The sequence below is a fragment of the Isobaculum melis genome, assembly GCF_900111355.1.
Lineage (GTDB): Bacteria > Bacillota > Bacilli > Lactobacillales > Carnobacteriaceae > Isobaculum > Isobaculum melis.
The window spans coordinates 1-25,794 of record NZ_FOHA01000018.1 but is presented as its reverse complement, the minus strand read 5'-3'; the positions used below and the strand labels follow the sequence as shown (position 1 = coordinate 25,794).

Genomic DNA, 25,794 nt, shown 5'->3' with positions numbered 1-25,794 from the left:
CTGCGAAACAGTTTCCTTTTTTTATTGATCGCCTTGAGACGTTAAAATTCTTGGACCATCTTTTGTAATCGCTAATGTATGCTCATATTGACAACTTAAAGAACCATCTTGTGTTCTAGCAGTCCAACCGTTATCATCCATCTTAGATTTCCATGTGCCAATATTTACCATGGGCTCAATGGTAATAATCATGCCTTCTTTTAAACGTAAGCCTTTTCCAGCTTCACCATAATGCGGCACTGCTGGTCCTTCATGAATCGTTGGTCCAATACCATGTCCAATAAACTCACGTACAACAGACAAGTTTTCTCCTTCTACATAAGTTTGAATCGCATGACCAATATCCCCAATTCGATTGCCAATCACAGCTTGCTCAATGCCTAAATACATGGCTTTTTTTGTCACATCCATTAGATGTTTGACTTCATCTGTTACTTCTCCGACAGCATAGCTCCAACAAGAATCAGATAAAGCACCCTTTAAATCTACACACATATCGACTTTGATCAAATCGCCATTTTTTAAAACCGATTTTCTAGGAAAACCATGACAAATTTCATCATTAATACTGACACAAGTTGCATATTTATAGCCTTCAAAACCTTTTTGAGCAGCAATTCCGCCATGACTTGTGATATAGTGATCTACAAATTCTTCAACGTCCCAGCTTGTAATCCCTGGTTTAATAAAATCGCGAAGGGCAATATGGACATCAGCTAATAAGCTACCTGAAGCATCCATTGCCTCTATTTCACGAGGTGATTTTAATGTAATCATATTTAAATACGCTCCTTTTTTTCTTCTATCATTCGTTTTTATTATACAGCATTTTCTTGATTTCTCAATGTTTGATGTTTGTTTTCAGAAAAGAATCGCGCTAATTGTTCCTAAGTTTTTATTTTTTTGTTATACTCTATAGAAGAAGTCTTAATTTTTAAATAAATGGAGGATGAGTATCATGGCAACAGCCAAGATTGTTTATGCAAGTATGACTGGTAACACTGAAGAATTAGCTGATATTGTAGCAGAAGCTTTAGAAAAATTAGATATTGACGTTGAAACGGTAGAATGTACACAAGCAGATCCTGAGGATTTTGAAACAGTAGATATCGCTCTTGTTGCCACCTACACTTATGGCGATGGCGATTTACCAGATGAAATCGTTGATTTTTATGATGATTTAGGCGATGTAAACCTTGAAGGTAAAATTTATGGTGTCTTTGGTTCAGGAGATACTTTCTATGATGAATATTGTAAATCAGTAGATGATTTTGATGCAAAATTCGCTGAAACGGGTGCTACTAAAGGTGCTGAGGTGGTTAAAGTTGATTTAGCTGCTGAAGAAGAAGATATTCAAAACTTAGAAGCTTTTGCAAAAGAGCTTGTTGGTAAATTAGGTTAGATAAGCAATAAAATGATACACAAAGGCGAAAAGGCCTTTATGTATCATTTTTTTATTATGGTTGGAGTTTGCCTAATTGTTGATTGCCAGAATAAAACCAACTATAAGGTTTCGGCTGTTCTGTTGTTGGTTTCAGATAAACGGTTAGCCAATACTCGCTATCTTGCCTAAACTCTAATAGGATGGCATCATTTTTATTGCGATTTTCTGGTTGATGTTGCTGTTCTTTGGTTGTGAGGGTGAAGCCATCATACTCATAATACTGTGGTTGGATTGGTTGAATGACTACCTTACTCTGCTCAGTAGGTAATGAAAGTGTGACTTCATTATAAGCAGGATTATCTACGAGTAAACCAGATGGAGATTTATTTGAAAAGCTCATTAACTTCTCTGTTAAATCTGTAGGCTTTACGTGTTCAATTTGATAATACCCTGACACTGGCACAGGTAAGCTTACTGTCTCTTGTAAAATGACTTGTCTAAGATGAATAATTGGTGTTTTTATCGCTGTTTCAGCAACATTACTCACACCGTTAAAGTTGATTGTTTCATCAACATTTAAACCTATATAGGAAGCTTGATTCAGCAATAGCCTATCACTAGTCAAAGGTTCTTTTAAATCAACTTTTGCTGTAAATGTGACACTTATTGCTTCTCCTTGATTCAAAGAGATATCAGCGACTGTTAAGTTTTGACTAACCCAAACTGAATCAGGTAGCACGTGTAACACACCTAGAGGGTCTTTATAAGTTATACTACCAGCAACATAGCTTAAATCAGCTGCAAGTGTATCTGTTAAGCTACCTTTCCATTTACCTGCGGTTGCATCATTTGTCAGTGTTAAGGTATAGGTTAACTCTCCATTTAAAGGGATCTGACTCTTATCAACTGCTTTTTTTAAATTTAATTTTGGTGCAACAATTACTTTGGTTTGATTGGATAGTTGCTTTTCAGAATAAGTTGAAGTTAGTGTCGCTTCATTTAAAATTGTGGCATTTTCATCAGCTTGATTTACTTTTACTTGGAAAGTTATTTTTTTTGATTGATTGACCTCTAATTTGTTTAGATTTACTTGAAAGGTATTGTTCGCATCCACAGCTGGATTAGCTACCGATAACTGATCTACCTTAAGACTACCAAGAATAAACTCTGTTCCTTTTAATTCATCTGATAAAACAGTATTCACCAAGGGAACCACACTATCAGCTAAATTTTCCACTTCTATTTGATATTCTAAAACATCACCAATTTCACTATATGTAACATTGGAAAAAAGCGTTTCTTTTTTAGAAATATTCCGTACTTTTTTGCTAACCTCTGCATGAGGTGTTTGTGGTAATTTTTTAATAATAAAACCTTCTGGAGAAGGCAGACCACCACTAGCACCTGTAAATCCCCACCATACTTTCGTTGAACCAAAATAAAGTTGAGGATCAATCTGTCGAGATTTTTCTTCGAAATGGGCATATTTCCAGCTAAAGATTTGATTTGCACTATCCCAAGAAATTTTTAGTGGATTCCAAAAAAGATTGTTTGGTGTTGCCCAAACAAGATTTTGTTCTGCTCTTGTTTTAGGATACACAATATCCATATGTTTATTTGTGGTACTTAATTGATTTCCTGTTCCAGGAACTATGAGCGCTGCATGTGGTACCAAAGAATCAGCTGGTACTCCCATTAATGGTGTATCTGAAAGAAATTTATCTGGTGCTTGATTCTTATAAATATCTATTTCTAAAGAAAGAGCATTTTTTATATACACATCGTCCCCATAATGGAAGGTTGTTCCATAAGCTCCTAAACCACCTGCAAAATTCCCAATCGCCTGTATACCTCTTGGATCATTATGAAAAGTGAAGGTTAAGCCATCTGAACCGCCTTGATAACCATTAAAGACATAGCCTTCAAAACTAAAATCTTGTGTTAAATCTAATTGATAATTATACCAAATCGCTCCCCTTTGTATTGGAACATTTGGAATTAATACCACCATATTCTGATTAATTGAATCAACATAAGAGTTACTTCCAGTTACAATCGTGAATGCATCTGAAACATTTACATTGGAATTTTTTGCATCATCAGGTACTTCAGGAAAACCACTTGTAGAATACCTCATATCAAAAGCTAAAACTTTTTTTGGTTCTTGAATACCAATAAAGATTAGCATACTTAAAAAAAAGAATAGTAACCCAAATTTGTATATTTTCATTTGTCCTCCGTCCTGTTTTATGCACATTTTTATGATGTAAGAACTTAGCATTTATCTGCAAGAAACAAGTGTTTTATGCATTTTAACAAAATATGAAAAAATATACTGGATACAAAAAAAACATTGATTCTCTCAACGTTCTTGGACTTAATTTTTAAGTTGTATTCTTTTTAAAAGAACAGATTTCCCTTACTGCAATTAACACTTGTTATTTTCACACCCCATCTTATTTCATATTTCACATTGCGTCAATACTTATTTTTAGCGCTTTTCAGACACGTTTTACAGCTTACAATATATAAATAATATGTTTTTTTCTGATACGAATAAAATAAGATAGGTTATTTTATTTTGTTATTAACATATCATTTTATTCATCTTCCCAGAATATGATAGAATGACTTTCCTTTCATTCTTTTTTTATTGAAATCATGTTTTAGCATTCCTAAATTTTTAAGGGTATGATATGATAATTCTAATCTCATTCTCATTTTCCGGATGATGACAGATAGATTTTTTTAGGAGGAATAGATAATGTTAGAAAATTTTGATGAAAATTTAGCAAAATATGCTGCTTTAATTGCTAAAGTAGGGGTAAATGTTAGCAATGGTCATACCGTGGTTTTAAATATTGAGGTAGAGCAAGCACCTTTAGCGCGTTTAATTACCAAAGAAGCCTATAAATTAGGTGCTACTGAAGTCATTGTGAAATGGTCAGATGATGAAATCACGCGTGAAGCAATGATTGGAACACCTGAAGAACGTTTAACAGATATCCCAGCTTATCGTATTGCTGAAATGGAGGACTGGATTGCTAAAGGCGCTAGCAGAATTAGTGTTGTTTCAAAGGATCCAGATGCACTTGCAGGTGTTGATAGTGATAAAGTGGCTGCTTTCCAATCTGCTATGGGTAAAGCTTCAATGGTCGTTCGTACTGCAACACAAGCCAATAAAGTTAGCTGGACAGTTGTTGGCGCTGCTGGCGCTGCCTGGGCTGCTAAAGTCTTTCCAGATTTAAAAACATCAGAAGAACAGGTAGATGCTTTATGGGATGCAATTTTTAAAACAACCCGTATTTATACACCCGATCCAATTGCTGCTTGGCATGAGCATGATGTAACATTAAGAAATAAAGCTGAAGAACTAAATAAAGAACAATTTGATGCTTTACACTATACAGCTCCTGGTACTGATTTAGTGATTGGATTACCTAAAAATCATTTATGGGAAGGCGCAGGAAGCTTTAATGTTCGTGGAGAAGAATTTATGGCAAACATGCCAACCGAAGAAGTCTTTACTGCACCAGATGCAAATCGTGTAGATGGTTACATTTCAAGCACAAAACCACTAAGCTATGCTGGCACAACCATTTTAGATATGAAATTCAGCTTTAAAGATGGACGTGTTGTTGAAGCCTCTGCTCAGCAAGGCGATGATGTGTTACAAAAATTATTAGCCATTGATGAAGGTGCGCGTCATTTAGGAGAAGTTGCACTTGTGCCAGATCCATCACCAATCTCACAATCTGGTATTGTCTTCTATAATACTTTATTTGATGAAAATGCTTCAAACCACTTAGCTTTAGGCTCTGCTTATGCTTTTAGCCTTCAAGGTGGAACTGAAATGTCTGAGGAAGAATTAATTGCAGCTGGCTTAAATAGAAGTCAAACACATGTTGATTTCATGGTTGGTTCAGCTGAAATGAATATTGATGGAATTAAGGCTGATGGGACACGTGTTCCAGTTTTCCGTAATGGTGATTGGGCTTAAAAAATACTTGAAAGTGTTATGGAACCATGAGAGAATAGGAATGTATTTTCTCATGGTCGAATAGCTCTTTTTTTAGTTAATAAATTGCCTATTGGCTAGAAATAATATGAAGTCCTCGTAGCTCAGCTGGATAGAGCACTTGCCTCCTAAGCGAGGGGTCGTACGTTCAAATCGTATCGGGGACGTTTTGATAAAATCCATCTGTTGAACAGATGGATTTTTATTTTACATGAAAGGATTTATTACTAGTTATTTAGCAATTCCCCTCTCCTTTTTCAAAATTTATGAAAATTATTGTGATAATTCTATAGCAAAATGCCACATGATTAGGTACAATAACAACATATCATATTTTAAAGGAGATTTTACTTATGTCAGAAAAAAAAGCACCAGCGATTAATGGTTATCTTGGAATTATTTTGTGTATTATAGCGATTATCGGTAGCTTGGTTTTAGGTTTTAAAGCAATCGTCGCTGAAGAAGTTTCTACAATGCTTTCACTTGGATTGGCAGCACTTATTTTCTTTGTGATTGCCATGCTTTTCTTAAGCTCAATCACTGTGGTTGCACCAAACCAAGCAAGAGTCATTACATTCTTCGGGAAATATCTTGGAACTATCCACACGAACGGTTTATTTATGACTGTTCCATTTACCTTAAAACAACCTATTTCTTTAAAAGTTCGCAACTTTAATAGTGTAAAATTAAAAGTAAATGATGTTGATGGGAATCCAATTGAAATTGCAGCGGTTATTGTATTTAAAGTCATTGATACAGCAAAAGCTTGCTTTGATGTTGAATACTATGAAAACTTTGTAGAAATTCAAAGTGAAACGGCTATTCGTCATATTGCCACAAAATATTCCTATGATTCATTTACTGATTCAGATATTACTTTACGAGGCAATGCTGAAGAGGTTTCTGCTGAATTATTAGAAGAGTTACAACAACGTTTGAACTTAGCTGGAGTTGAAGTCATTGAAACCCGCTTAACACACCTTGCTTACTCTACTGAAATTGCAAGTGCGATGCTACAACGTCAACAAGCTAAAGCAATCCTTTCTGCAAGAAAAATTATTGTTGAAGGTGCTGTTGGTATGACACAATTAGCAGTTGAACAATTAGAGCATGATGGCGTGCTAAAACTAGATGATAGCAAACGCATTCAATTAGTTAATAACTTGTTAGTTTCTATTATTACAGATAAAGGTACACAGCCAGTGATTAACACTGGAGAGTTAAATCAATAAAATAACCAAAAAGACTTGTCATTAAATAAAATGGCAAGTTTTTTTGCATCTTCTTTTAATTTGAATAACAAACGATATTTTATTTCCTAAAACTTTTTCTCTTTACAACTAATTGATATCCAAATCTACTAATGATATAATGTAAGCGGTTGAAAAATTGGTTTTCAATACAATAATCAAAGAGGTAAAAAAAAATGAAAAAATTACTTAGTTTAAGCTTTGTTGGTTTATGTGCACTTACACTTGCAGCCTGCGGAAATGGTGATAGCTCTAAAGATACAGCTAAAGAAGAGAACTCTGCTAAGGTTGAATCTAAACAAGAAAATTCTGCTAAAACCGAAACAAAAAAAGAAGACAAAATAAGCGATAGCGAATATGAAACTGATCATGCTAAATTTGTGATTAAAGAAGTGGAACAATTAACAGGAAAATATGATAATAAACAAATTCTTGCTATCACAATCGAATTTACAAATAAAGGAGATACGCCAACTAGTCCATGGATGGCTTTTGCTACTTCAATTAAAGCAACCCAAGAAACAGATGTTACAGTAGAAACACTAAATGGCGCAAATGGTTATTATCCAGATGATTATAAACCTGAGCTTGTTGAAATGGGGGGCACAAATATTAAACCAGGCGCAACTGTTGAAGCAGTTGTAGGTTTCGATATTGAATTCCCAGGATCACCTGTTCAAATGCTAGATTTTAATCTATCTGGTAAACCAGAAAAATTTGATAGAGTTATTGAAACAACTGCACCTTAATTGTTAACATCAGCTATCACACTCATATAAACAAAAAAATTGTGCAAGTAACTTGTTTTAAAACAGTCACTTGCACATTTTTTATTGATGACACTAATGATGATAAAGTCTATCTTTCACAAAATAAATTTGTATCCTCTTTGTTTACAAAAAAATATGAATAGGATAGCTTATTTGATCGCTATATTTAAGAGCAACAAAAAACGCCACTTCTTATTTATTAAAAGAAATAACGCTTTTTGTTTTTGATTTCATGATGTTACTATCTTTATTTCCCCTAGGTACTACTTCTTACTTGCCCCGATATTCCCCTTGGCACACAAGTAAATTTCACCTCGTGTCATCTGTATTATTTCATCCTCGTTTCTTGCTGTCAATTACTTTCCTCAAAAAACAAATGGATGGATAACCATGATTGAAAAAAATGTTGTTTAATTCTACTAAAATCAAGTATTATCAAGCTTTCTCCATAATTATACTGGATATTGTATACAAAATAAAAACAAAATTGTATTCAAGTGTGTTCAATTTGTATTCACATTAATCCATCATTATGGTCGATATTGTACGAGCTCTTCCCAATAAGGATAGCTGATTTCTTTATTTGGTTCATCTTCAATTTCAACAACACAATTTAAATCCTTCGCTAAATCAAATGCTTGACTTTGCGCTTCTGAATCTTTAATTTCAACTCTTTTTACTACATAGCGTTTCATGTTATCATCTCTTTTCTCTGTACTTAGCATAACACTTTTCCACATGAGATGATACTTTTTAGCCATTTGAAAATGTCTAAAGAATACTGGAAAGTGCAAGCATTTTTTAAACATTTTACCGTTTAAGCTTGAACCGCTGTTTGTTCAATTGCATGAAGCAATCTTTTGACATTCTTTTTTCTAAAAAATCCTACAAAACCGCCAACAATCTTATCATTTAGTGTGCGCATTTTCCCATGAGAAACTACATTTTCTAGATAGGTTACTTCACAATGATTTGCATCCAGCGCTTGAATGGAATAGGTTACTTCAAACTCATTTAAACCAGTTTTTGTTACAAATTGATAGGTTTGGTTATCAACAATTTTGGTGATTTTTAAACGGGCACTTTGTTTTTGACCAAGAACTTTTTTATATTCAAAGCCAGCTAATTGATTGCGTGTTAGGGTTTTCCCAGTATGCTCTTTTACATCATGAGCAGCTGATTCAATCATACATTTAAAAAAATCTTCAGCTGAAATGGCTAATTTCTCAGTAACTTTCATGTTCATTCCCCCCCTTTTTAGTTAAATGGCTTTTATTGAGCCTAATGAGCATTCAGAAAATCAATTTTTTTAAATGCTCATTTACTCAAAGCTATGATTGCTAAAAGCTATTTTTAATTGGTGCATTAAATCGCTCATGTTCTCTACTCTCCTCCAAATTGAATCGGATGCTGCTTCATTGATTTAACGTACTTTAGTTTTCATGGTTTATTTTTCAGCCATTTTTTTATACATCTCTACCATTTCTCCAGCTAAATCACGGAAGGTAATGGCATTCATTAAATGGTCTTGGCTATGAATGGTTAAAATGGTAATTGGAACGGGTTCACCATTAGCTTCTTGGGTTAACATGCCTGTTTGTGAATGGTGCGCTTCAACTAAAGCTTTATCTGAATCTGCTAATTTTTGATCAGCTAACTCAAAATCACCTGTTTTTGCTGCTTGGATCGCTTCCATTGCATCACTTTTAGCATTTCCTCCATTAATAATCAGTCCCATAATTTGTTCTAAATTTTCTTGTTCGCTCATTTACATCCGCCTCCTTACGATTCTTTCATTTAATTATTTGATCATGCCTAACGCTGTATCAAGAACTTTTTCACCATTCATTGTACCGTAGTCAGCCATATTGATAACATCTACAGGAATTCCTTTATCTGCAACTTTTTTATCAAATTGGTCTTTCATAAATCTTACTTGAGGTCCTAATAGTAAAACATTTACATCTTTTTCAGCTAAATGTGTATCGGCTTCAGAGGCTGATACAGCAAAGATATCTGTTTCAATTCCTTTTTCTTCTGCTGCTTTTTGCATTTTTGTCACTAATAAGCTTGTACTCATACCTGCTGAACAGACTAACATAATGGTTTTTTTTGACATTTTTATTCACTCCTATAAGTTGTTTTTTCTTTACACCTTTATATAATGCAAGAAGCGTGCCAAGTGAAAAACGCTTACAACACCCCTTGTTTACTCACTTTTCCCTCTAAAATTGGTATGTACACACATTCACACACTATGAGAAATCATTGTGCACTGTGTAATGAAGCATAAAAGGTGCCTACTGGCACCTTTTAGCTGACTTGATTAATTCATTTGATTGTTAACAAGCATCTGAACAACAAAAGCAATTTCATCTGTTGGTATATGGATACGGTATTCTTTTTCTAATTTTAGCATAGCTGTTTTAACAATATCCATTTCTAAACGATGTTGCTTTTGATAGGCTTCTCTTTCTGGGAAATGACGATCAAAGTTACCTGTTTTTAAGCGTTCCACTAAAAATGCTAAATGGAGGATAATCCCAATATCTACTCCTGGCTCAAGAATTGTCTGCATCTGTGATTGAATCTCGTGCACCATTTTTTGTAAGAGTAAAATCAGTTTTTGAACAGAGCCAACATGAACTAATTGCCCTTCAAGTGATGATACGATTTGCTCAACAGGTACTTCTTCATCCACAATTCTTCTTAAAAGATTTAATTTTTCATTTTCAAAAATATCATAAGCTGAGAAAAATGGGATATTTTGATAATTAAATTCAACCGTTCCTACAATCGCTTTTATCTCATATTCTTCCATCAGATCATCAATTTTTTTCTTAAAGGCTTCACGATGTAAGAATTGTAATTGGATAATTTTGACTTTATTTTCATTAATGTTGAGTTTAATGCGATTATAAATATGGGCAGCAACACCTTCTCCAGTAAAGCATGTGACAAGAATGGCTTGCGGTTTCTTATCATCCGTTTGAATCATCTGTCTGGTCATATTTTCAAAGTTTGATTGACAGGTTTGATAAATATCTTCTAAGCTACGACCAATGGACGCCATGCGAACTGCTTCTAACACAATTGGGGTACTCACCATCGAGAGTGCTTTGGTACGAATCCCTGTTTCTTCATAAATCATATTCCCAAAGGAAGTCAGTGAGCCCATATCCGTTAATAGAAGAATACCACTTGTATACTGTGCTTGATTTTCTAAGACAAGCTTTCTTAGCTGCTCATACATTTTCTGAACTTCCATTGTAAGCGGCATATTTAAGGCGTATCCATACTTCATATCTAGTAATTCTTGGGCGGTTTCTAGCATACTTGTTGCCGTAGAATTCCCATGCATTAACACAAAAACCTCTACCATATGCTCTTTTTGATTAGGCGTTTCGCCAAGTTCAATGGTTAAGAACATGGTGATAAAACCAATTTCATCAAAAGGTAATTCGATATTAAATTCTTCTTCAATAATGCCAGAAAGTTCGATAGCTACTTGAAATTCTTTGGAATAACGCTTACGGACATCATTTAAGTCTGGATGGACAATATTACGATGCTCTTTCACACGCTCAATCATACTTTGTAAATGCAAGGCAAATGCAAAGCGCGCTTTTCCATCATATTTTCGGCTGAGACGCTCTTCGATGACATCATATAATTTGTCTGTTAAACGAGAAATTTCTTGTGGAATAATTTCTTGATGGATATCGGTCATGGATAGTTTTTCGACATATTCTCTGAAATATTCTTCCATATCAGATTGTAACAGCGTCTCTAATTCTATGTTATCAGGGACCTCTCCTTGCGAAATTTCGTTTACTTTTTGATCAATGGCTGTATAGACTCGCATATCTGCTGCTGGATCTGTTTCAGAAAGAATTCTTTCTTGTGACGCTGGTAGGAAGCTAAAGTTTGATTTTTTCATATCAATCAAGCGTTCCATACTTTCTGGTGCTTCTTTAATGAATAACAAGCCTTTTTGAACTTGTAAAGGCAAATCTTTTTGGCTAATTTGTAAATGGTCATGATTTTGTGTGCGATAATGTAGGAAAGCTTTTGCACAAACTAATTTTAAATCGCGTTGAATTTGTCCAATGTTACCTTCTGGTTGGTAAAGCATAAAGGCTGAGAGAACCTCTCGTTCTACCACAATTTTTTGTCCTAAGCGGTAAGCCTCTTGCTGTAAGAAGGTCGTAACTAAGTCATAGCGCTCTTCAATGGTTCTTTCTGATAAGGGTGGTAAGGTAATGGTCATTGGAATTCTACGTTTAAAGGTAGATAATAGGCTTTCTGTGCCTTCAGTTGTGGCACCAATAATCTGCACACTCACCTGCGTCACTGTTCCACTTTCTCCCAATGGTCTAAATTCTCCTTTATCAATAAAGGTAAATAATGCTTCTTGTCCTTCTGGTGGTAAACGATGAATTTCATCTAGGAAGAGAATACCGCCATTGGCTTTCTTGAGGAGTCCATCACGATCTTCGGTTGCACCTGTAAAAGATCCTTTTTTCACGCCAAAAATATGTCCATAAAGAAGCTGGGGATTTTGGGCATAATCTGCACAGTTAAAGGAAATGAAAGGTGCTTCATCATTTAATGTGTTGGATTCAACAGCAAATTTGTACATACATTCAGCAAATAAGGATTTCCCTGTTCCTGTTTTTCCTAATATCATGGTGTGTAAGCCATTAGGCGGATAAAGAATCGCTGCTTTGGCTTGCTGAATCATCATTTTTAATGAAGCATCACTCCCAATTAATTTGGAAAAAGCTTCCTCTTCTATGATTGACTCCATCACAATCAGTTTTTGGTAACGCACAGGTCGGCCATTAATTTTGTTAATTTCCCCTGATTTATACAGTTCATTCAGATATCTACTTGCATTTGCACGATCTAAATCTAGTTGTTCAGCAATTTCTGCTGCTGTAAAAGCGGCTTCATTTTCTGCTAAAAATTGTAAAATGGTCTCTTTTCTACTCGCCATGATTTCTGACTCCCCTATCATTCCCTTATTCTTTTCTTAATTATACGTAATTTTTGATAAGAGGTAAAGTAAAAAGTTACACACTTGCCTAAGAAAACGGTTTAGTGTGTAACTTCTTTTGGGTTATTTCGTTCTTTTTCCTTTATTTTTGCGATCTTTTGTACGATTTTTTTTCTTTTTCTTGAGTAAAGGTAGTGATGGCTCAGCGGCTGGCTTTTTAGGTTTATCCTTTTTCACTTTAGCTGGCGCTTGATTACTAGCCGTAGTTGCTACTTCTTCTTGCTCGGGTCTTTCTAATAAAATTTGCCGATGGGACAGATAACGTGGTGTCACTTGATAGTCTAAAGCTTTGATGATTTGTTTAAAGGTACGTAACTCTCGGTCATTCACCAAAGTTAGAACAGTTCCTTTAGCGCCCATTCTTCCTGTTCGTCCAGCTCGGTGGACATAGCTTTCTTTCGTTAAAGGTAAATCGTATTGCACCACATAAGGTAAGCCAACAATGTCTAAGCCTCGAGAAGCTACATCTGTTGTTAAGAGCATTTTTACTTTGCGACTTTTCAGTTGGCTCAAGGCCTGCTCTCGCTCCACTTTATTTTTTTCACTGTGTAAAACGGCAACAGGAATTCTTTCATAGTTGAGTTTTTCAGCTAAGAGTGTGAGATTCGCCATATTATTCACAAAAACCAACGCACTAAAATCATCAACTTGTGCTAAGCGACGTAAAACCTCCACTCGTTTTCTAGTAGGGCCTTCAATATAAGCATGACTAATATTTTCTATTGTAGAAGCTTCATTGGTCACATCTACAACAAGTGGCTCAATTCCAAACCATTTTGGTAGTTCATCCAGCAAGTCGCTTTTAGTCGCTGAAAAGAAAGATAATTGACGCTCATTTGGCATTTTTGTTAAAAGTTTTCTCACAACATCTAATTGTTGATCCTTTAGCATATAATCACATTCGTCTAGGACAACGGATTGCACTTGATGTAGTTTTAATTTTTTCATTTCAGATAACTCTAAAATGCGACCAGGTGTCCCCACAATAATTTCTGGTTTTTCTCTTAATTTTTCTAGCTGTCGTTTGATATTGGCACCACCGATTAAAGGCTGAACCTTCAAGGATAGTAGAGCTGCCCATTCTTTCACAACTTCTGTAATTTGCACACTTAACTCTTGAGAAGGTGCTAAAATCACGAGCTGGATACCTGCTTTTGGCACAACATTTTCTAATAATGGCAAGGCATAGGCAACCGTTTTTCCTGTACCAGTTGGGGAAATCCCCACAACATGTTGCTTTTCTTTTAGGATTGGATAGACACGTTCTTGGATAAAGGTTGGTGGCTGATACGCAATTTTTTCCCAGTGTTCTTTAAATTTCTGATGTTTATTTTCCATTTGTTTCCTCAATTTCTATTTGTTTTGCTAAGTCGTATCTGAAAAAATCGGATGCTACCGTCGTTTTCAGACACAGCCTAAATAATCTGACACAATTTGATTAAATCGTTGCGGGTGTTTTCTCATAAAATTGTGACCCACCTTTGGTACTTCTATAGCCGTGCCATTTGGCAATTGTGCTGCTACTTTTTGGGTATGCCCGACTTGACTAATATCTGATTCTGCAACTAATAATAAGGTGGGACAGTTAATGTGCTGCATCTCACTTAATTTAAGCTGAGGCTGTTTCACAATTAACCCTAATAACTCTCTTCTTGTCCGAATTTTGCGATTAAATAATGCACCAAAAGTTAATAAATAATAGGAGATAAAGGTTGAAACACGCATAGATCTTTTTAAATCCTGAGGAGTTAAATTAATGCCTGATGCTACAATGAGCTTCACTCTACTTGGGTACATTAAGGCATATTGCAAAGCTAAATTCCCACCATCACTATAGCCAAAAATAATGACTTCCTTGATACTTAATTGTGTGAGTAAAGCTTCTATATCTTTTGCCATCTGTTCAAAGGTTAACTTTCCATTTCCACGTGTTGAACGTCCATGCGCTCGACTATCCATTAAAATGAGCTCGTATTGAGCTGAAAAGTAGTCAACTTGTGCCATAAAGCTTTTATGACTGCCACCATTTCCATGTAGACACAAAATAGCAGGCCCTGTGCCATAAGTTTCATAATACAGGTCTGCACCATCTACCTGTACACTGCCTATCTGATTTGGTTCCAACATAATCCCCTCATTCTATTTTCTTAGCAACTCATTTTAACACATAATCCAACGGGTTTGTTAATCTGCATCAAAAACAATTGCTGCATCTTCTCGTAGTGCTTTTAACACTTGATTCACATTTTTACTTAACTGTAACCATTCTTCATATTTTGCTTGATGATCTGGTAAGGTTGGATTGTTGATTACTTCTGCAAAAGCCATCGCTTCATGATACATAGGATTTTCCTTAGCTGGTTTTGCATGGGAAACTTCTTTTCCTGTTTTAGTATCTATTGTTGTAATTTGTGTGATTGCATTGACCGCATCCATTACAATTGTTCCTTGTTGTCCATAAATTTCTGATGGCAAATAGGACTGCACAATTTTGCCTGTTAATAAGGTGACATCAAATTGTGGATATCTTAAAATAATTGTGCCCATTCCATCCACACCTGTTTGAATTTTATGTGCAAAATAATGGACTTTTTCTGGCATTCCAAACCAGCCCAAAGCTGCATAAACGGAGTAGACACCAAGGTCTGATAATGCGCCTCCTGAATAATGTAAAGAGAAGATATTGGGTTCTGCTCCGGCTAGGACTTGGTCATAACGACTGGAATACTTCATATAAGTGAAGGTAGCCCCTTCAATGGTTCCTAGCTGTTTGATTTGTTCTTTGACAATTTGGAAGTTTGGTTCATGAATATGTCTGGCTGCTTCTAGCATCAAAACTTGATTTTCTTTAGCAACTTTTACAGCTTGTGCCCATTCAGCCGGATTAGAAAACATCGGTTTTTCAATAATCACATGCTTTCCTGCCTCCATTAATGTGATGGCTTGTTCAAAATGGAGACTATTGGGTGAAGCAATGTAGACAGCCTCAATTTCTGGATGCTCAGCAAATTTTTCGATATCATCTAAAAAGATAGACACTTGATATTTTGCACCAAAGTCCTGTGCTTTTTCGATGGTTCTAGAATAGACAGCTGTTAATGTCCATTTTTTTGTTTCAAGTGCTGCTGATATAAATGCATCTGTTATCCAGTTGGTTCCAATCACACCTAATTTAATCATGTAAGTTTGCCTCCCATTTCTTATTACTGTTATTTTGCCATATTTTGGCTCTAAAAGAAACCAATCCGCTGTTGAATAAAAAATAGTTGATTTTTTAGCAACTGATAGTTATACTAGGTACTAAGTGTTAGTATTGAAAATTAATGCAAGATACTTCTTCCTGCTTTAAGAATGCATCATTGCATCAGGGTAATTTTCATTCATAAAACATAAAATCATATAAAACACCAGAAACCTCGTTCTGGTGTTTTATTTTTTCGCTAAATTTTAAATGGAATCGCCTCTGCTAAAGAGATGCGATCCTCTAATACCTCACAAGTATAAGCTAAAACCTGTAAGCCCTCTGCCATCATCGTTTGAATTGCTAACTTTAAAGCAGGCTGCATATTCTCATTAATGGTTGCATAGGTTGCCTGATTCATTTGAACAATAAAGACAACAAATCCTAAATAACCTTCTGTCATCGCTAATCCAAGCTCATTAACATGCTTTAAGCCTCTTAAGGTTGGAGCATCTGGAAAAGAAACGACGCCATTTTCTTCTAAGGTCATTCCTTTAATTTCTACAAAGCCTTTTTCAGCTTGATCTGTTTCAAAATAAAAATCAAACCTTGATTGCCCATAAGTGACTTCTTTTTGTAGGACTTGAATGTTCCCTTTTAATGTTGGTAGTGTAGGAGTTTTCTTTATTGCTTCAGCAAATATTTTATTGGGTACCTGGCTATCGATATTAATTAACTGCCCCTTTTTCATCACAGCAATTAAATCATATTTTGTTTTTCTAGTTGTAGCATTGGCTTCTTCCAAGAAAACTTCAACACCAGGTATTAACAGCTCCTTACATCTTCCTGTATTTTTCACATGAACCGTTTCTGCTTGTCCATTCACTTCACAAATTGCAACAAACCGATTCGGTCGCTCGATAAATGTTGCTGAAACCACTTGTCCATATTGAACCATCTAAGAGATCCTCCCTTTTAACACAAGTTTACCTTGGCAGCTACCACAAACATAGCGCTTTACATCAAATCTTCTTTTTCGTCGCACTTCTACCCCACACTTTGTACATTGATAGGCCCATAGAGTCGTTGACTTAGGTTGTGCTTCTGTTAAAGGCTGAACATATCTTGAGCCACCCACCCGCTGCAATAACACTTTAAAATCTCGGTCTTTATGCTGATAGCCTTGACCCAAAAGATGCAAATGATAATGACATAATTCATGCTTAATCACCTTCACTAGCTCATCCTGCCCATATTTCTCATAAACCTTGGGGTTAAAATCTAAATGATGACTTTGCAAATGATACCTGCCACCAGTTGTTTTCAGTCGTTTATTAAAAGTCGCTTGGTGTTTAAATGGACGCCCAAATGAAGCAAGCGATATTTCTTCTACTAATTGTTGTAATGTTTCTTTCTTCAAGAAATCCCTCTTTTATTCAAAAGTTTTTATCTCCTTATTTTAGCATACTTCCTCAAAAAAATGATTGTAACTTCCCTAACTGAACAGTATCATGAAGAAGATGAAGTATTATTGGAGGTGCCCTTATGCCATTGAATTTTTTTAAATCGCACTGCATCAAAATGATTGAATGCCTGGATGACTCAGCTAACCAATTCGTTTACCGTTTTCCTGTTAAAAATCAAGAAATTAAAATGGGGGCACAATTGATTGTTGCACCTGATCAGGTAGCTATTTTAGTCAGTGAAGGGACAGTAGCTGATTTTTTCCAGCCTGGACACTATGAATTAGCCATTAAAAACATGCCGCGCTTGACGCAATTAAAAGCATGGCCTTACGGATTTCAGTCTCCATTTAAAGCGGAGGTTTATTTTATTCATACTAAAAAAATCATGAATCAACATTGGAAAACAACAACGCCTATTCAAATGTATCACCCAGCTTTCCAATGGGTAAATGTGCATGCCAATGGAACATTTTCCTATCATGTTAGCGATCCGGTTCTATTCTTAAACACAATACTCGGTAGCACTGCTGTCGTTTCCGCTGAAACAATACTAGAGCCATTACAGACACATGTTTTAGAAGCCTTTTTAGATGCTTTAAATGACACTAAAACGGCTTATCTAGCATTAGCCGCCGTAACTGAACCGATTCATCAGCTCATTGAAATAGCACTCCAAGAAAAATTTAAGTCCTATGGTTTAATATTAGATACTTTTACGATTCAAATTTCAAAAGAAGTGCAGGAGAATCTAGTTGAAATGAGCACCCCAGCAACAAGCAAAGCTATTTTAGGCAATCTCATGCAACAAGTTTTAAACCAGCCCCAACAACAGCTCGTTGCTGACCAGCAGCCACTGTTGGAGCAATCAGCAACTAAAAGCTGTGTCTATTGCCAAACAATCAATCCATTTGATGCAAGCTATTGTGCTAAATGTGGCAGAAAACAATTATAAAAAAAGCTGTAGCATAATCCATAAGAGTGACTGAACATTCTTAGCATTGTGCTACAGCTTTTTACTTGTTTATATTTCCTTTTGAAGATGATCATAACGATGACCACTTAAGACCACTTCTCCTGTTTTTACGAAGCCCAAGCGATCATATAATTTTCTCGCTTTTGGATTTCCTTGATCACAGCTCAGACCAACTACATGCTCCCCAGATTGCTGTACAAATTCTGGTAAAGCTTCAATTAATTTTGTACCAATTCCTTGTCCACGATATTGTTCATCCGTCACAAAGGTATCTAGATACCATTCACCTGAGAAGGTTTCTTTTTCAACAAAAAGTGGACCTCCTAAAGAAATATTCAGGTTTTCTGCAATTTGTTGAAGTGGCACATCAATTTCAGCTTCTTTTGAGCCTGGATAACCAACTAAAACCCCCGCAACTTTACCATCTACTTCTGCAACAATCGTATGACGATAACTATAACGATACTGCTCATCTTGAATTCCTTGTTCTAATATAGCTAATATTTCAGTTTCTGTTACGCTCTCTAAAATAGGTAACTCCATATCCTTTAATACCACTAGAATCAGTGGTGCAATTACTTTCGCATCTTCTTTTTTTGCTTGTCTAATCATTTTTATTTTCCGTCCTATCAAAAAAACTACCTGCTATTTCTAACAGGTAGTTTTTGTTTTTTTATTGGGCAACAAATGGACTATATTCACCTGTAACTGGATCCATTTTGCTTAACTCTTTTGTTGATGGTTTATATTGGAACATGCCTACCATATTTGAAATTTCTGTGCCTGCTTCACCTTGGCTACTGCGAATTTCAACTTGATATAAATCATCACTTAATGCTGTCACATAATATTGGTTTGCGTTTGAAGCATCTGAATAACCTGTGATTTTCACAACTGCTTGTTGCACTGCTAATTTTTTATCAGCTTCTGTTTGTTCTGGGTTGCCTGGTGCTGGCCGTGTTTCATTTTCATTTTTTTGTGTCAACCAAGTAGTGATATCCTCATCTGTTGCTTGAGTAATCTCTTGACCTGTAGCTTCTAAAAATTCTTTTGCAATGAGTTTAGAGTTTCTTTCTTTGCTATATTTGCTACCAGGCTGAATGGCTGTCATTTGTTCTTTTTGTGCGGCTACAATTTGTTCTTTCAAAGTGGTTGCATCTGTTTTTAATGTGGCAAATACTTTATGATCTAAGTCTTTACCAAGTAAAATTTGAATCGTTCCACCAGCTGCATCATATTCTTTTGCAGCATACTCTTTTTTAGCTTGGTCATACATTTCTTGATACTTTTCTTCATTCTCTTCTAAAGTTGTAATTTCATCTAAGACAGCTTGACCTCTATCAGCTAGTGTCGAAGAACCATTTTTCATCTCAATAACTTCTTGTGCGGCTTTTTTTGCTTCATCTAATTTTGCATCTTCTTCTAATTTTGTGGCCTTTTGATAGCTTTTCACTTGATCCATTAAATCTTGTGCTTCTGCATCACTTTTCTTATATGTTAAAGCTTTTTCAAAAGAAGTGATTGCTTTGTCATAGTCTTTTGCTGCAATAGCATCATTTCCTGTGTCCATTGCTGCTTGATAATCTTTTTCTGAATTCCCACATGCTGTTAAGGTAACCAAAACAACAAGCCCTAATACTAAATTCCTCATTTTTTTCATCATCGGCAACCTCCTATGTTTCATACAATTGTTCTTACTTACTTTATATTATACTTGATATCTAACAAAATTGACTACTAAAGACCATTAATTAATAAAAAATTAATGGTCTGCGTAGATTACTTGCTTTCTTGTTGAAGCATTGTTAAAGCAATGCGGCCTTTTTTTAGATCTACTTGATCTACCCAAACGGTCACAACATTACCAACAGATACAATATCAGTTGGATGCTTCACAAAGCGATTGCTTAGTTTAGAAATATGAACCATGCCATCTTGTTTCACACCAATATCCACAAAAGCACCGAAATCGACTACATTTCGAACGGTTCCTTGTAATTCCATCCCTGGTTTTAAGTCTTCCATCGCTAAAACATCTTTTCTTAATAATGGTGCCGGTAACTCGTCACGTAAATCTCTTCCTGGACGCAATAGGGCTTCTACTATATCTTTTACGGTTTCTTTTCCTAAATCAGTTTTTTCAGCTAATGCTGCAATACTCATTTTCCCTAAAGCTTCTTTTAATTGCTCTGTTCCTAAATCTTTTTCAGTGCTATCCACCATTTTTAAAATTGCTTTAGCAGCAGCATAGCTTTCTGGATGAATCCCTGTATTATCAAATGGATTTTTTCCATCTGCAATACGCATAAAGCCAACTGCCTGTTCATAAGCTTTCGGTCCTAAACGCGGTACTTTTTTCAATTGTGCTCGGCTATCAAAACGACCATTTTCTTCACGGTATTTCACCACATTGTTTGCGGTTGTTTTATTTAAGCCCGCTACATGTTGCAATAATTCGCCACTGGCTGTATTTACATTTACACCAACTTGGTTGACAGCTGTTTCTACAACAAAGTCTAGCTGCTCTGCTAATTGTTTTTGAGAAACATCATGCTGGTATTGGCCTACACCAACCGCTTTAGGATCAATTTTGACAAGCTCTGCTAATGGATCCTGTAAACGTCTCGCAATACTTACCGCACTTCTTTGCTCAACTTGTAAGTCTGGAAATTCAGCTCGGGCATTGTCACTTGCAGAATAAACCGAAGCACCCGCTTCATTGACAATCACATAGTAAACCTCTTGCTCTAATTGTTTGAGATTTTCTACAACAAACTGCTCTGATTCACGGCTAGCGGTACCATTTCCAATTGCCACCATTTGAATATTAAAAGATTGCACAATATTTTTGAATTTAACACTCGCTGCTTTACGTTGTTCTTCCTTAGCTGGTTTATGTGGATAAATCACATCAATCTTCATGACTTTACCTGTTGGGTCGACAACAGCTAATTTACAGCCTGTGCGGTAAGCAGGATCTAAGCCTAATACCATCTTGCCTTTTAATGGTGCTTGTAATAATAAATTACGCAAGTTTTCTCCAAAGATATGAATAGCTTGCTCATCTGCCATTTCTGTACATTCTCCACGGAGCTCTCTTTCAATTGCTGGACCAATAAAGCGCTTATAGCTATCTTCAAAAGCTGTTTGGATATAAGGGGCAGTTATGGAAGCTTTATTTTGAATCAGCTCTTTTTCTAAATAAGCAAAAATTTTCAATTCATCTACTAATAAAGAAACTTTTAAAATGTCTTCTTTTTCTCCACGATTAATCGCTAAAATCCGGTGAGAGACTAATTTTTTTAATGGCTCACTAAAGGCATAATACATTTCATAAACTTCTTTTTCATCTTTTTCTTGGTTTTTAACCGCTGTTGTGATGACACCATTATTTTTAGTGAACTCGCGAATCCATGTCCGATATTTTGGCTCATCACCAATCATTTCAGCCATAATTTCATGGGCACCTTGTAATGCATCTTCAATTGTCAACAATTCATGCTCTTCACTTAAATATTTTTCTGCTTCTTGTGTCACATCACCTTGTGTTGGTGTCGACATCAGCCATTTCGCCAGTGGCTCCAAGCCTTTTTCTTTAGCAATTGTGGCTTTGGTTCTGCGTTTTTGTTTGTAGGGACGGTAAAGATCTTCTACTACTTGCATTTTGCTCGCAGTTTGAATTGCTTGGGCTAGCTCTGGTGTTAATTTCCCTTGCTCTTCTATTATACGCAAAACTTCGCCTTTTCGTTTTTCTAAGTTTTGAATGTATGTGTAGCGCTCTTCGATTTCTCTAATTTGTACCTCATCTAAGCTCCCTGTCATCTCTTTACGATAACGCGCGATAAATGGAACAGTATTTCCTTCTTCTAATAGGGTTAGTACTGTTTTTAATTGTTTCTCACTATAGGCTAATTCTTTTTTTAGTAATGCAAAATCATTTGTTTGAGTTATTTCAGTCATATGATTCATCCTTTCTTAAACACATCTCTCTTATTTTAACATACCTAGGCAGGATACACAGTCCTATTTTCATGAAATCGATGACTTTCATATCCTTTAAAGTCAGAAAATAAGTAGTGATGATGACTTATTTTAGAGAATAGGCTATTCAAATAAGAGTCCACACTAAAAGACATCACCTATTGCATGCAATAAGTGATGTCTTTTTTAGGAAATAGCTATTTTCAGCCGCATCATAAAAGTTTTTATCTGATTTCTACTTTGCCAAAATTATTCCGATGATAATCCCAACTATAAGGGCGAGGTGCAGCTGGCTGGTTGATCGTAGGCTCTAAATAGATGGTTACCCAATATTCATGCACATTCGTGCCATCTAGCGTTGGCTTTCCTTTTTGAGGTGAGCCATTTTGCTGCTCACTAGTGGTCACAAGATAACCGCTATTTTGATAGTAACTTGGCATAACTGGTTCAATGTCAAGATACTGATAGGCCTTATCTAAATTGATTTGGGTTGTTGTATAGGGCACGATTTGATTAGACGAATCTGAGGCAGTTGTCAGATTCATTTGCTGTTTGCTTTGTTTTGCCGGATTCACTTGATCAAGATTGAAAAAACCTAATGTTGGAATCACTAAATCTGGATGAGGTGTTAGAACCACTTGCCTCAAATGTAAGATGATGACACCTAAAATATCGGTTGCTACTGAATTGCTTTTAACCGCTCGTGATTGCGCACGCAGATCATCTTCAATTTTGTAAGTAACATTTGCTGTATTTTCAATTTTTTTAAATTGTTTTTCTTTCACAATGACTTTAAAACTGATGGTGAGTTCTTGTAAGGCTGCAAGCTCTTCTTTTGCAACACGAATTTCATTTGTTGTTGCATAATAGTCCCCTACTCGTTCTGATGCTGAAAGTTCATGCTGGAATTGTCCATTGACTACTAGTGAATCTTTTTTATAGTCTAGTCCTTGTGGCAAGACATCTGATACTACAATTTTGTGCTGTTTCAAATAAGCATTTGGATTTTTTAGTGTTAGAGAATATGTCACTTCATCATCATAATATGCTGTACTGATATCTACTTTTTTGACTAATGTTGGCTTACTAACAATTCTGACACCATCCTGTACTTCTGGAATGTCTCGATTCCCACTTGGTTTTATTTTATTCTCAATATATTCGTAATTTCCATTGTGATACGATACAACATTTGATTTTGCAATGGCATTATCATCAGCCTCTTTATATTGATTACTTTCAGAAATCGCTTCAACTGGCATACGAATACTAGAAATTTGTTTCCCTGCTTGTTGCTCTAATTTCAGGGTAACGACTTGCCCATTAATAGCTGCTACTGTTAAATGATTTGTCGAAACTGTTTTGACACCATTCTCATCATATGTAGTCAATGTCGGCTGCTCACTTGAAGTAAATTTAACAGCTGCTGGTAGTGTTACTTGAATTTCAACATCATTTGCATCCATTCCCCCAGAATTGGCTAACACTACTTCATAATGCAACTTATCTCCAACTTCCACAGCATTATTGTCATATTTATTGTAAAGATATAACTTAGCTCCTGATGCAAATTCGATATCATCCATTAGGTTTCCACCTGCGGGATTGGAATAAGCCTTACTGATGAATTGAAAACGTGTTTTAAACTGACCAACAGGTATCTTATATTTTCCTTTGTAGGAATGCCAATTAAATATTTCGGCAAACTCGTCCCCTAAGTACTCATATTCTCTACCATCCTCACCCATCACTTTCTGTCTATCTGCTTCAGGCAAAATATTTTTAAGTGGATTACTTAAGACCTCCCCACTTGATGGTACTTTCCCATAATAAACACCTGCTCTTTCGACTCCTGAAAGTCGCTTGGCATAAGATAAGGTCCAATATACCGTTACACCAGGAGCCGTATCAATATCTTGTGAAAAAGCCACTGCTTTATCAGGATTCGGTTCTACCATCCATTTTCCTGATTTTGGGAAAAAGTTCACACCAATACTTGATGGATATACTTTATCATTTTGAATCTCAACACTATCATGCTTACCTGTGACTAAATCAAAGGTTTCCCAATAAAAAGGTTCTCCTGTTGCGGTAATATGCTTAGAAGGCACAAATTTATAAGTAGCACCAGCAGTCTTAAAAGGAACGTCTGAGTGCCCCATTTCAAAACTACCATTTGCCAGTTTAATAAATGAACCACTAGCTAAATCGCTCTTTAATTGTGTTTTAGCTAGATCGATTAAATTCTCTTCAGCAGGTGTCGCTTCAACTGTATTGACAAAATGCTTGTTTCCGATCATAAAGAAAATTGAAAATAAACTCATTAAAAATATGTAGCCTATTCTTTTTCTTGAAAAAACTTTGTTATTTCCCAAAAAATCACCTTCCTATTTTCAGTATGCTGTCTACTTTTTATCTATTTAACGTTTATCCAAAAAAGGTTATATTTTTTTGATAAATGGCTAGTAAATACATTCCAACAGACATTACTAGATTACTTTTCCAGCTTCATTTACTTGCAGAAAACAAATGTTTTTTACATTTTCAGAAAAAAAAACAAAAAAAACTTCAAAACATTGTTTACACAATGTTCCGAAGTTTTTAAATACATATTTAATGATTAGTTATTTGTTGATGCAATTAACATTTGTTACTTGCAAACTACATTATAAAGGAATAAAAACAGGTGTCAAATGCTTAAAATACGGAAAGCAGCAGGTTTTTTCTTTTAAAATATTAACTCATATTAAAAAGATTCAAAAACACTTACTATCATCAAGATTTAAAATATAAACATAATAAAAATGCTTTTTAAAATTTTATTTGTTTGGTCGATTGATGAAGCGATTTTAAACAGCCATTACTAGATTACTTTTCCTTTACATGATTACTGCACCTTTCCAAAATCATTCACTTGATAGTCCCAGCTATAGGGTCTAGGTGATGAACTGCTAGGTTTTAGGTAAAGCGTGACCCACTGTTCTTTCTTTTTAATAAAGTCTAGTGTTGGTAAAGAACCATCTGCAACCATGGTTCCAGTTGTATGTTTAGTATCTGTCATTAAGTAGCCTACATATTCATAATGTTCAGGAATGACTGGGGTTACCGTATAAGTGTAATATCCTGTTAATAATTCTAGCTGAACTGGACTAAATACCTCAGTGTTTAGCTTGCTTGACTTCATTTTTGCTTGTAGCATTGTATCATGCTGAGCCAAACTAGCATAACCTGTTTCTGGTAGGACAATTTCATCATTTTCAGTTACAATGACTTGTCTTAAATGTGCAGTTGCAATGGCTTTTTTATAGATAAAGGTAACCGTATGATGGTCTGTTACATTGTTAATAGTTGCAGTATCTTGTTTGATTTCACTGCCATTATCCACCATATAAGAAGCAATCTCCCAATTGTCTGCTTGTGCTGGAGCTAGCTGACTATAATTTGTTTCCCGATTCACTTCAACTGTTTTTGGCGCTTGTAAATCATGAAAATTCCCATCAGCATCTTGATATTGATATTTTTCTGTGATTCTGAACTTTTGAACAAGATCTCTTACTTGAATTGTTTTCACACTACTCACATTAGTGGCACGATCCACTGAAACGATATGAATATATTTATCTATATCTGTTAAACCGTTGAATCCAGTAATAGTTCCGGTTGTTGGATAGGTTATTAAGCTTGCATCTTTGGCTGGGTCATAATTTGGGTC

The 25,794-nt window shown here is 35.5% G+C and carries 21 protein-coding genes, 1 tRNA gene and 1 pseudogene; 6 read left to right on the top strand and 17 right to left on the bottom strand.

Going from position 1 to position 25,794, the window contains the following annotated elements; translation table 11 throughout:
- Positions 1-21: 21 nt before the first annotated feature.
- The gene (map, locus tag BMW29_RS11500) at positions 22-777 is read right to left on the bottom strand and encodes a type I methionyl aminopeptidase (protein WP_092653522.1); all 756 of its coding nucleotides are present in this window, start codon (positions 775-777) and stop codon (positions 22-24) included.
- 181 nt (positions 778-958) lie between these two features.
- Here map and BMW29_RS11495 point away from each other — a divergent pair, with 181 nt between their 5' ends.
- Positions 959-1,402 carry a flavodoxin gene (locus BMW29_RS11495; protein ID WP_092653520.1) on the top strand — a complete coding sequence of 148 codons (444 nt, stop codon included), beginning with the start codon at positions 959-961 and terminating at the stop codon, positions 1,400-1,402.
- 55 nt (positions 1,403-1,457) lie between these two features.
- On the opposite strand, the gene BMW29_RS11490 is transcribed toward BMW29_RS11495, so the two are convergent.
- A complete protein-coding gene (locus tag BMW29_RS11490; RefSeq protein WP_177165768.1) occupies positions 1,458-3,614 on the bottom strand; it encodes a lectin-like domain-containing protein in 2,157 nt (718 codons plus the stop codon).
- Positions 3,615-4,145: 531 nt separating this feature from the next.
- Between BMW29_RS11490 and BMW29_RS11485 the strand changes: the two genes are divergently transcribed.
- From BMW29_RS11485 to BMW29_RS11470, 4 genes are all read left to right on the top strand, one after another.
- Positions 4,146-5,384 (top strand): aminopeptidase, encoded by a 1,239-nt coding sequence (locus tag BMW29_RS11485; protein ID WP_092653516.1) that lies wholly within the window; start codon positions 4,146-4,148, stop codon positions 5,382-5,384.
- Between the two features lie 111 nt (positions 5,385-5,495).
- Positions 5,496-5,569, top strand: a tRNA-Arg gene (locus tag BMW29_RS11480).
- A 186-nt stretch (positions 5,570-5,755) separates the two neighbouring features.
- Positions 5,756-6,634, top strand: coding sequence for an SPFH domain-containing protein (locus BMW29_RS11475; protein ID WP_092653514.1), 879 nt, complete (start codon positions 5,756-5,758; stop codon positions 6,632-6,634).
- Between the two features lie 194 nt (positions 6,635-6,828).
- Positions 6,829-7,401, top strand: coding sequence for a DUF5067 domain-containing protein (locus BMW29_RS11470; protein ID WP_092653512.1), 573 nt, complete (start codon positions 6,829-6,831; stop codon positions 7,399-7,401).
- Between the two features lie 551 nt (positions 7,402-7,952).
- Here the strand turns inward: BMW29_RS11470 and BMW29_RS14010 are convergent.
- The 10 genes from BMW29_RS14010 to BMW29_RS11425 form a co-directional block, all read right to left on the bottom strand.
- Positions 7,953-8,117, bottom strand: coding sequence for a hypothetical protein (locus tag BMW29_RS14010; protein WP_177165767.1), 165 nt, complete (start codon positions 8,115-8,117; stop codon positions 7,953-7,955).
- 122 nt (positions 8,118-8,239) lie between these two features.
- On the bottom strand, positions 8,240-8,662 hold the full coding sequence (locus tag BMW29_RS11465; protein WP_177165766.1) for a DUF3284 domain-containing protein: 423 nt from the start codon (positions 8,660-8,662) through the stop codon (positions 8,240-8,242).
- 207 nt (positions 8,663-8,869) lie between these two features.
- The gene (locus tag BMW29_RS11460) at positions 8,870-9,190 is read right to left on the bottom strand and encodes a PTS lactose/cellobiose transporter subunit IIA (protein ID WP_092653508.1); all 321 of its coding nucleotides are present in this window, start codon (positions 9,188-9,190) and stop codon (positions 8,870-8,872) included.
- 33 nt (positions 9,191-9,223) lie between these two features.
- Positions 9,224-9,541 carry a PTS sugar transporter subunit IIB gene (locus tag BMW29_RS11455; protein WP_092653506.1) on the bottom strand — a complete coding sequence of 106 codons (318 nt, stop codon included), beginning with the start codon at positions 9,539-9,541 and terminating at the stop codon, positions 9,224-9,226.
- Between the two features lie 207 nt (positions 9,542-9,748).
- On the bottom strand, positions 9,749-12,421 hold the full coding sequence (locus tag BMW29_RS11450) for a sigma-54-dependent transcriptional regulator (protein WP_092653504.1): 2,673 nt from the start codon (positions 12,419-12,421) through the stop codon (positions 9,749-9,751).
- A 123-nt stretch (positions 12,422-12,544) separates the two neighbouring features.
- Positions 12,545-13,819: a DEAD/DEAH box helicase gene (locus tag BMW29_RS11445; RefSeq protein WP_092653502.1), complete on the bottom strand. Its 1,275-nt coding sequence runs from the start codon at positions 13,817-13,819 to the stop codon at positions 12,545-12,547.
- Between the two features lie 66 nt (positions 13,820-13,885).
- A complete protein-coding gene (locus BMW29_RS11440) occupies positions 13,886-14,605 on the bottom strand; it encodes an alpha/beta fold hydrolase (protein ID WP_177165765.1) in 720 nt (239 codons plus the stop codon).
- 60 nt (positions 14,606-14,665) lie between these two features.
- On the bottom strand, positions 14,666-15,661 hold the full coding sequence (locus BMW29_RS11435; protein WP_092653498.1) for a Gfo/Idh/MocA family protein: 996 nt from the start codon (positions 15,659-15,661) through the stop codon (positions 14,666-14,668).
- A 260-nt stretch (positions 15,662-15,921) separates the two neighbouring features.
- Positions 15,922-16,620, bottom strand: a complete 699-nt coding sequence (gene sfsA, locus BMW29_RS11430) for a DNA/RNA nuclease SfsA (RefSeq protein ID WP_092653496.1) — start codon at positions 16,618-16,620, stop codon at positions 15,922-15,924.
- Positions 16,621-17,082, bottom strand: a complete 462-nt coding sequence (locus BMW29_RS11425; protein ID WP_092653494.1) for a SprT family protein — start codon at positions 17,080-17,082, stop codon at positions 16,621-16,623.
- 125 nt (positions 17,083-17,207) lie between these two features.
- Between BMW29_RS11425 and BMW29_RS11420 the strand changes: the two genes are divergently transcribed.
- Positions 17,208-18,080, top strand: a complete 873-nt coding sequence (locus BMW29_RS11420) for an SPFH domain-containing protein (protein ID WP_092653491.1) — start codon at positions 17,208-17,210, stop codon at positions 18,078-18,080.
- A gap of 69 nt (positions 18,081-18,149) precedes the next feature.
- Here BMW29_RS11420 and BMW29_RS11415 read toward each other — a convergent pair whose 3' ends face one another.
- From BMW29_RS11415 to BMW29_RS14005, 5 genes and pseudogenes are all read right to left on the bottom strand, one after another.
- Entirely contained in the window at positions 18,150-18,713 is a 564-nt protein-coding gene (locus tag BMW29_RS11415) for a GNAT family N-acetyltransferase (RefSeq protein ID WP_092653489.1), read from the bottom strand.
- A gap of 61 nt (positions 18,714-18,774) precedes the next feature.
- Positions 18,775-19,761 (bottom strand): hypothetical protein, encoded by a 987-nt coding sequence (locus tag BMW29_RS11410; RefSeq protein WP_092653487.1) that lies wholly within the window; start codon positions 19,759-19,761, stop codon positions 18,775-18,777.
- A 119-nt stretch (positions 19,762-19,880) separates the two neighbouring features.
- On the bottom strand, positions 19,881-22,061 hold the full coding sequence (locus BMW29_RS11405; protein ID WP_092653485.1) for a Tex family protein: 2,181 nt from the start codon (positions 22,059-22,061) through the stop codon (positions 19,881-19,883).
- Positions 22,062-22,306: 245 nt separating this feature from the next.
- Positions 22,307-24,457, bottom strand: coding sequence for an isopeptide-forming domain-containing fimbrial protein (locus tag BMW29_RS11400; RefSeq protein ID WP_092653483.1), 2,151 nt, complete (start codon positions 24,455-24,457; stop codon positions 22,307-22,309).
- A gap of 512 nt (positions 24,458-24,969) precedes the next feature.
- Positions 24,970-25,794, bottom strand: a pseudogene (locus BMW29_RS14005) (hypothetical protein); the annotation flags it as partial.

Excerpts from the sequence above, each read along its gene's own strand:
- BMW29_RS11410 (WP_092653487.1), bottom strand. The coding sequence starts at position 19,761 with ATGAAAAAAATGAGGAATTTAGTATTAGGGCTTGTTGTTTTGGTTACC.
- BMW29_RS11470 (WP_092653512.1), top strand. The coding sequence starts at position 6,829 with ATGAAAAAATTACTTAGTTTAAGCTTTGTTGGTTTATGTGCACTTACA.
- BMW29_RS11455 (WP_092653506.1), bottom strand. The coding sequence starts at position 9,541 with ATGTCAAAAAAAACCATTATGTTAGTCTGTTCAGCAGGTATGAGTACA.
- sfsA (WP_092653496.1), bottom strand. The coding sequence starts at position 16,620 with ATGGTTCAATATGGACAAGTGGTTTCAGCAACATTTATCGAGCGACCG.
- BMW29_RS11445 (WP_092653502.1), bottom strand. The coding sequence starts at position 13,819 with ATGGAAAATAAACATCAGAAATTTAAAGAACACTGGGAAAAAATTGCG.
- BMW29_RS11495 (WP_092653520.1), top strand. The coding sequence starts at position 959 with ATGGCAACAGCCAAGATTGTTTATGCAAGTATGACTGGTAACACTGAA.
- BMW29_RS14010 (WP_177165767.1), bottom strand. The coding sequence starts at position 8,117 with ATGAAACGCTATGTAGTAAAAAGAGTTGAAATTAAAGATTCAGAAGCG.
- BMW29_RS11435 (WP_092653498.1), bottom strand. The coding sequence starts at position 15,661 with ATGATTAAATTAGGTGTGATTGGAACCAACTGGATAACAGATGCATTT.
- BMW29_RS11475 (WP_092653514.1), top strand. The coding sequence starts at position 5,756 with ATGTCAGAAAAAAAAGCACCAGCGATTAATGGTTATCTTGGAATTATT.
- BMW29_RS11405 (WP_092653485.1), bottom strand. The coding sequence starts at position 22,061 with ATGACTGAAATAACTCAAACAAATGATTTTGCATTACTAAAAAAAGAA.
- BMW29_RS11420 (WP_092653491.1), top strand. The coding sequence starts at position 17,208 with ATGCCATTGAATTTTTTTAAATCGCACTGCATCAAAATGATTGAATGC.
- BMW29_RS11490 (WP_177165768.1), bottom strand. The coding sequence starts at position 3,614 with ATGAAAATATACAAATTTGGGTTACTATTCTTTTTTTTAAGTATGCTA.
- BMW29_RS11465 (WP_177165766.1), bottom strand. The coding sequence starts at position 8,662 with ATGAAAGTTACTGAGAAATTAGCCATTTCAGCTGAAGATTTTTTTAAA.
- map (WP_092653522.1), bottom strand. The coding sequence starts at position 777 with ATGATTACATTAAAATCACCTCGTGAAATAGAGGCAATGGATGCTTCA.
- BMW29_RS11415 (WP_092653489.1), bottom strand. The coding sequence starts at position 18,713 with ATGATTAGACAAGCAAAAAAAGAAGATGCGAAAGTAATTGCACCACTG.
- BMW29_RS11460 (WP_092653508.1), bottom strand. The coding sequence starts at position 9,190 with ATGAGCGAACAAGAAAATTTAGAACAAATTATGGGACTGATTATTAAT.
- BMW29_RS11450 (WP_092653504.1), bottom strand. The coding sequence starts at position 12,421 with ATGGCGAGTAGAAAAGAGACCATTTTACAATTTTTAGCAGAAAATGAA.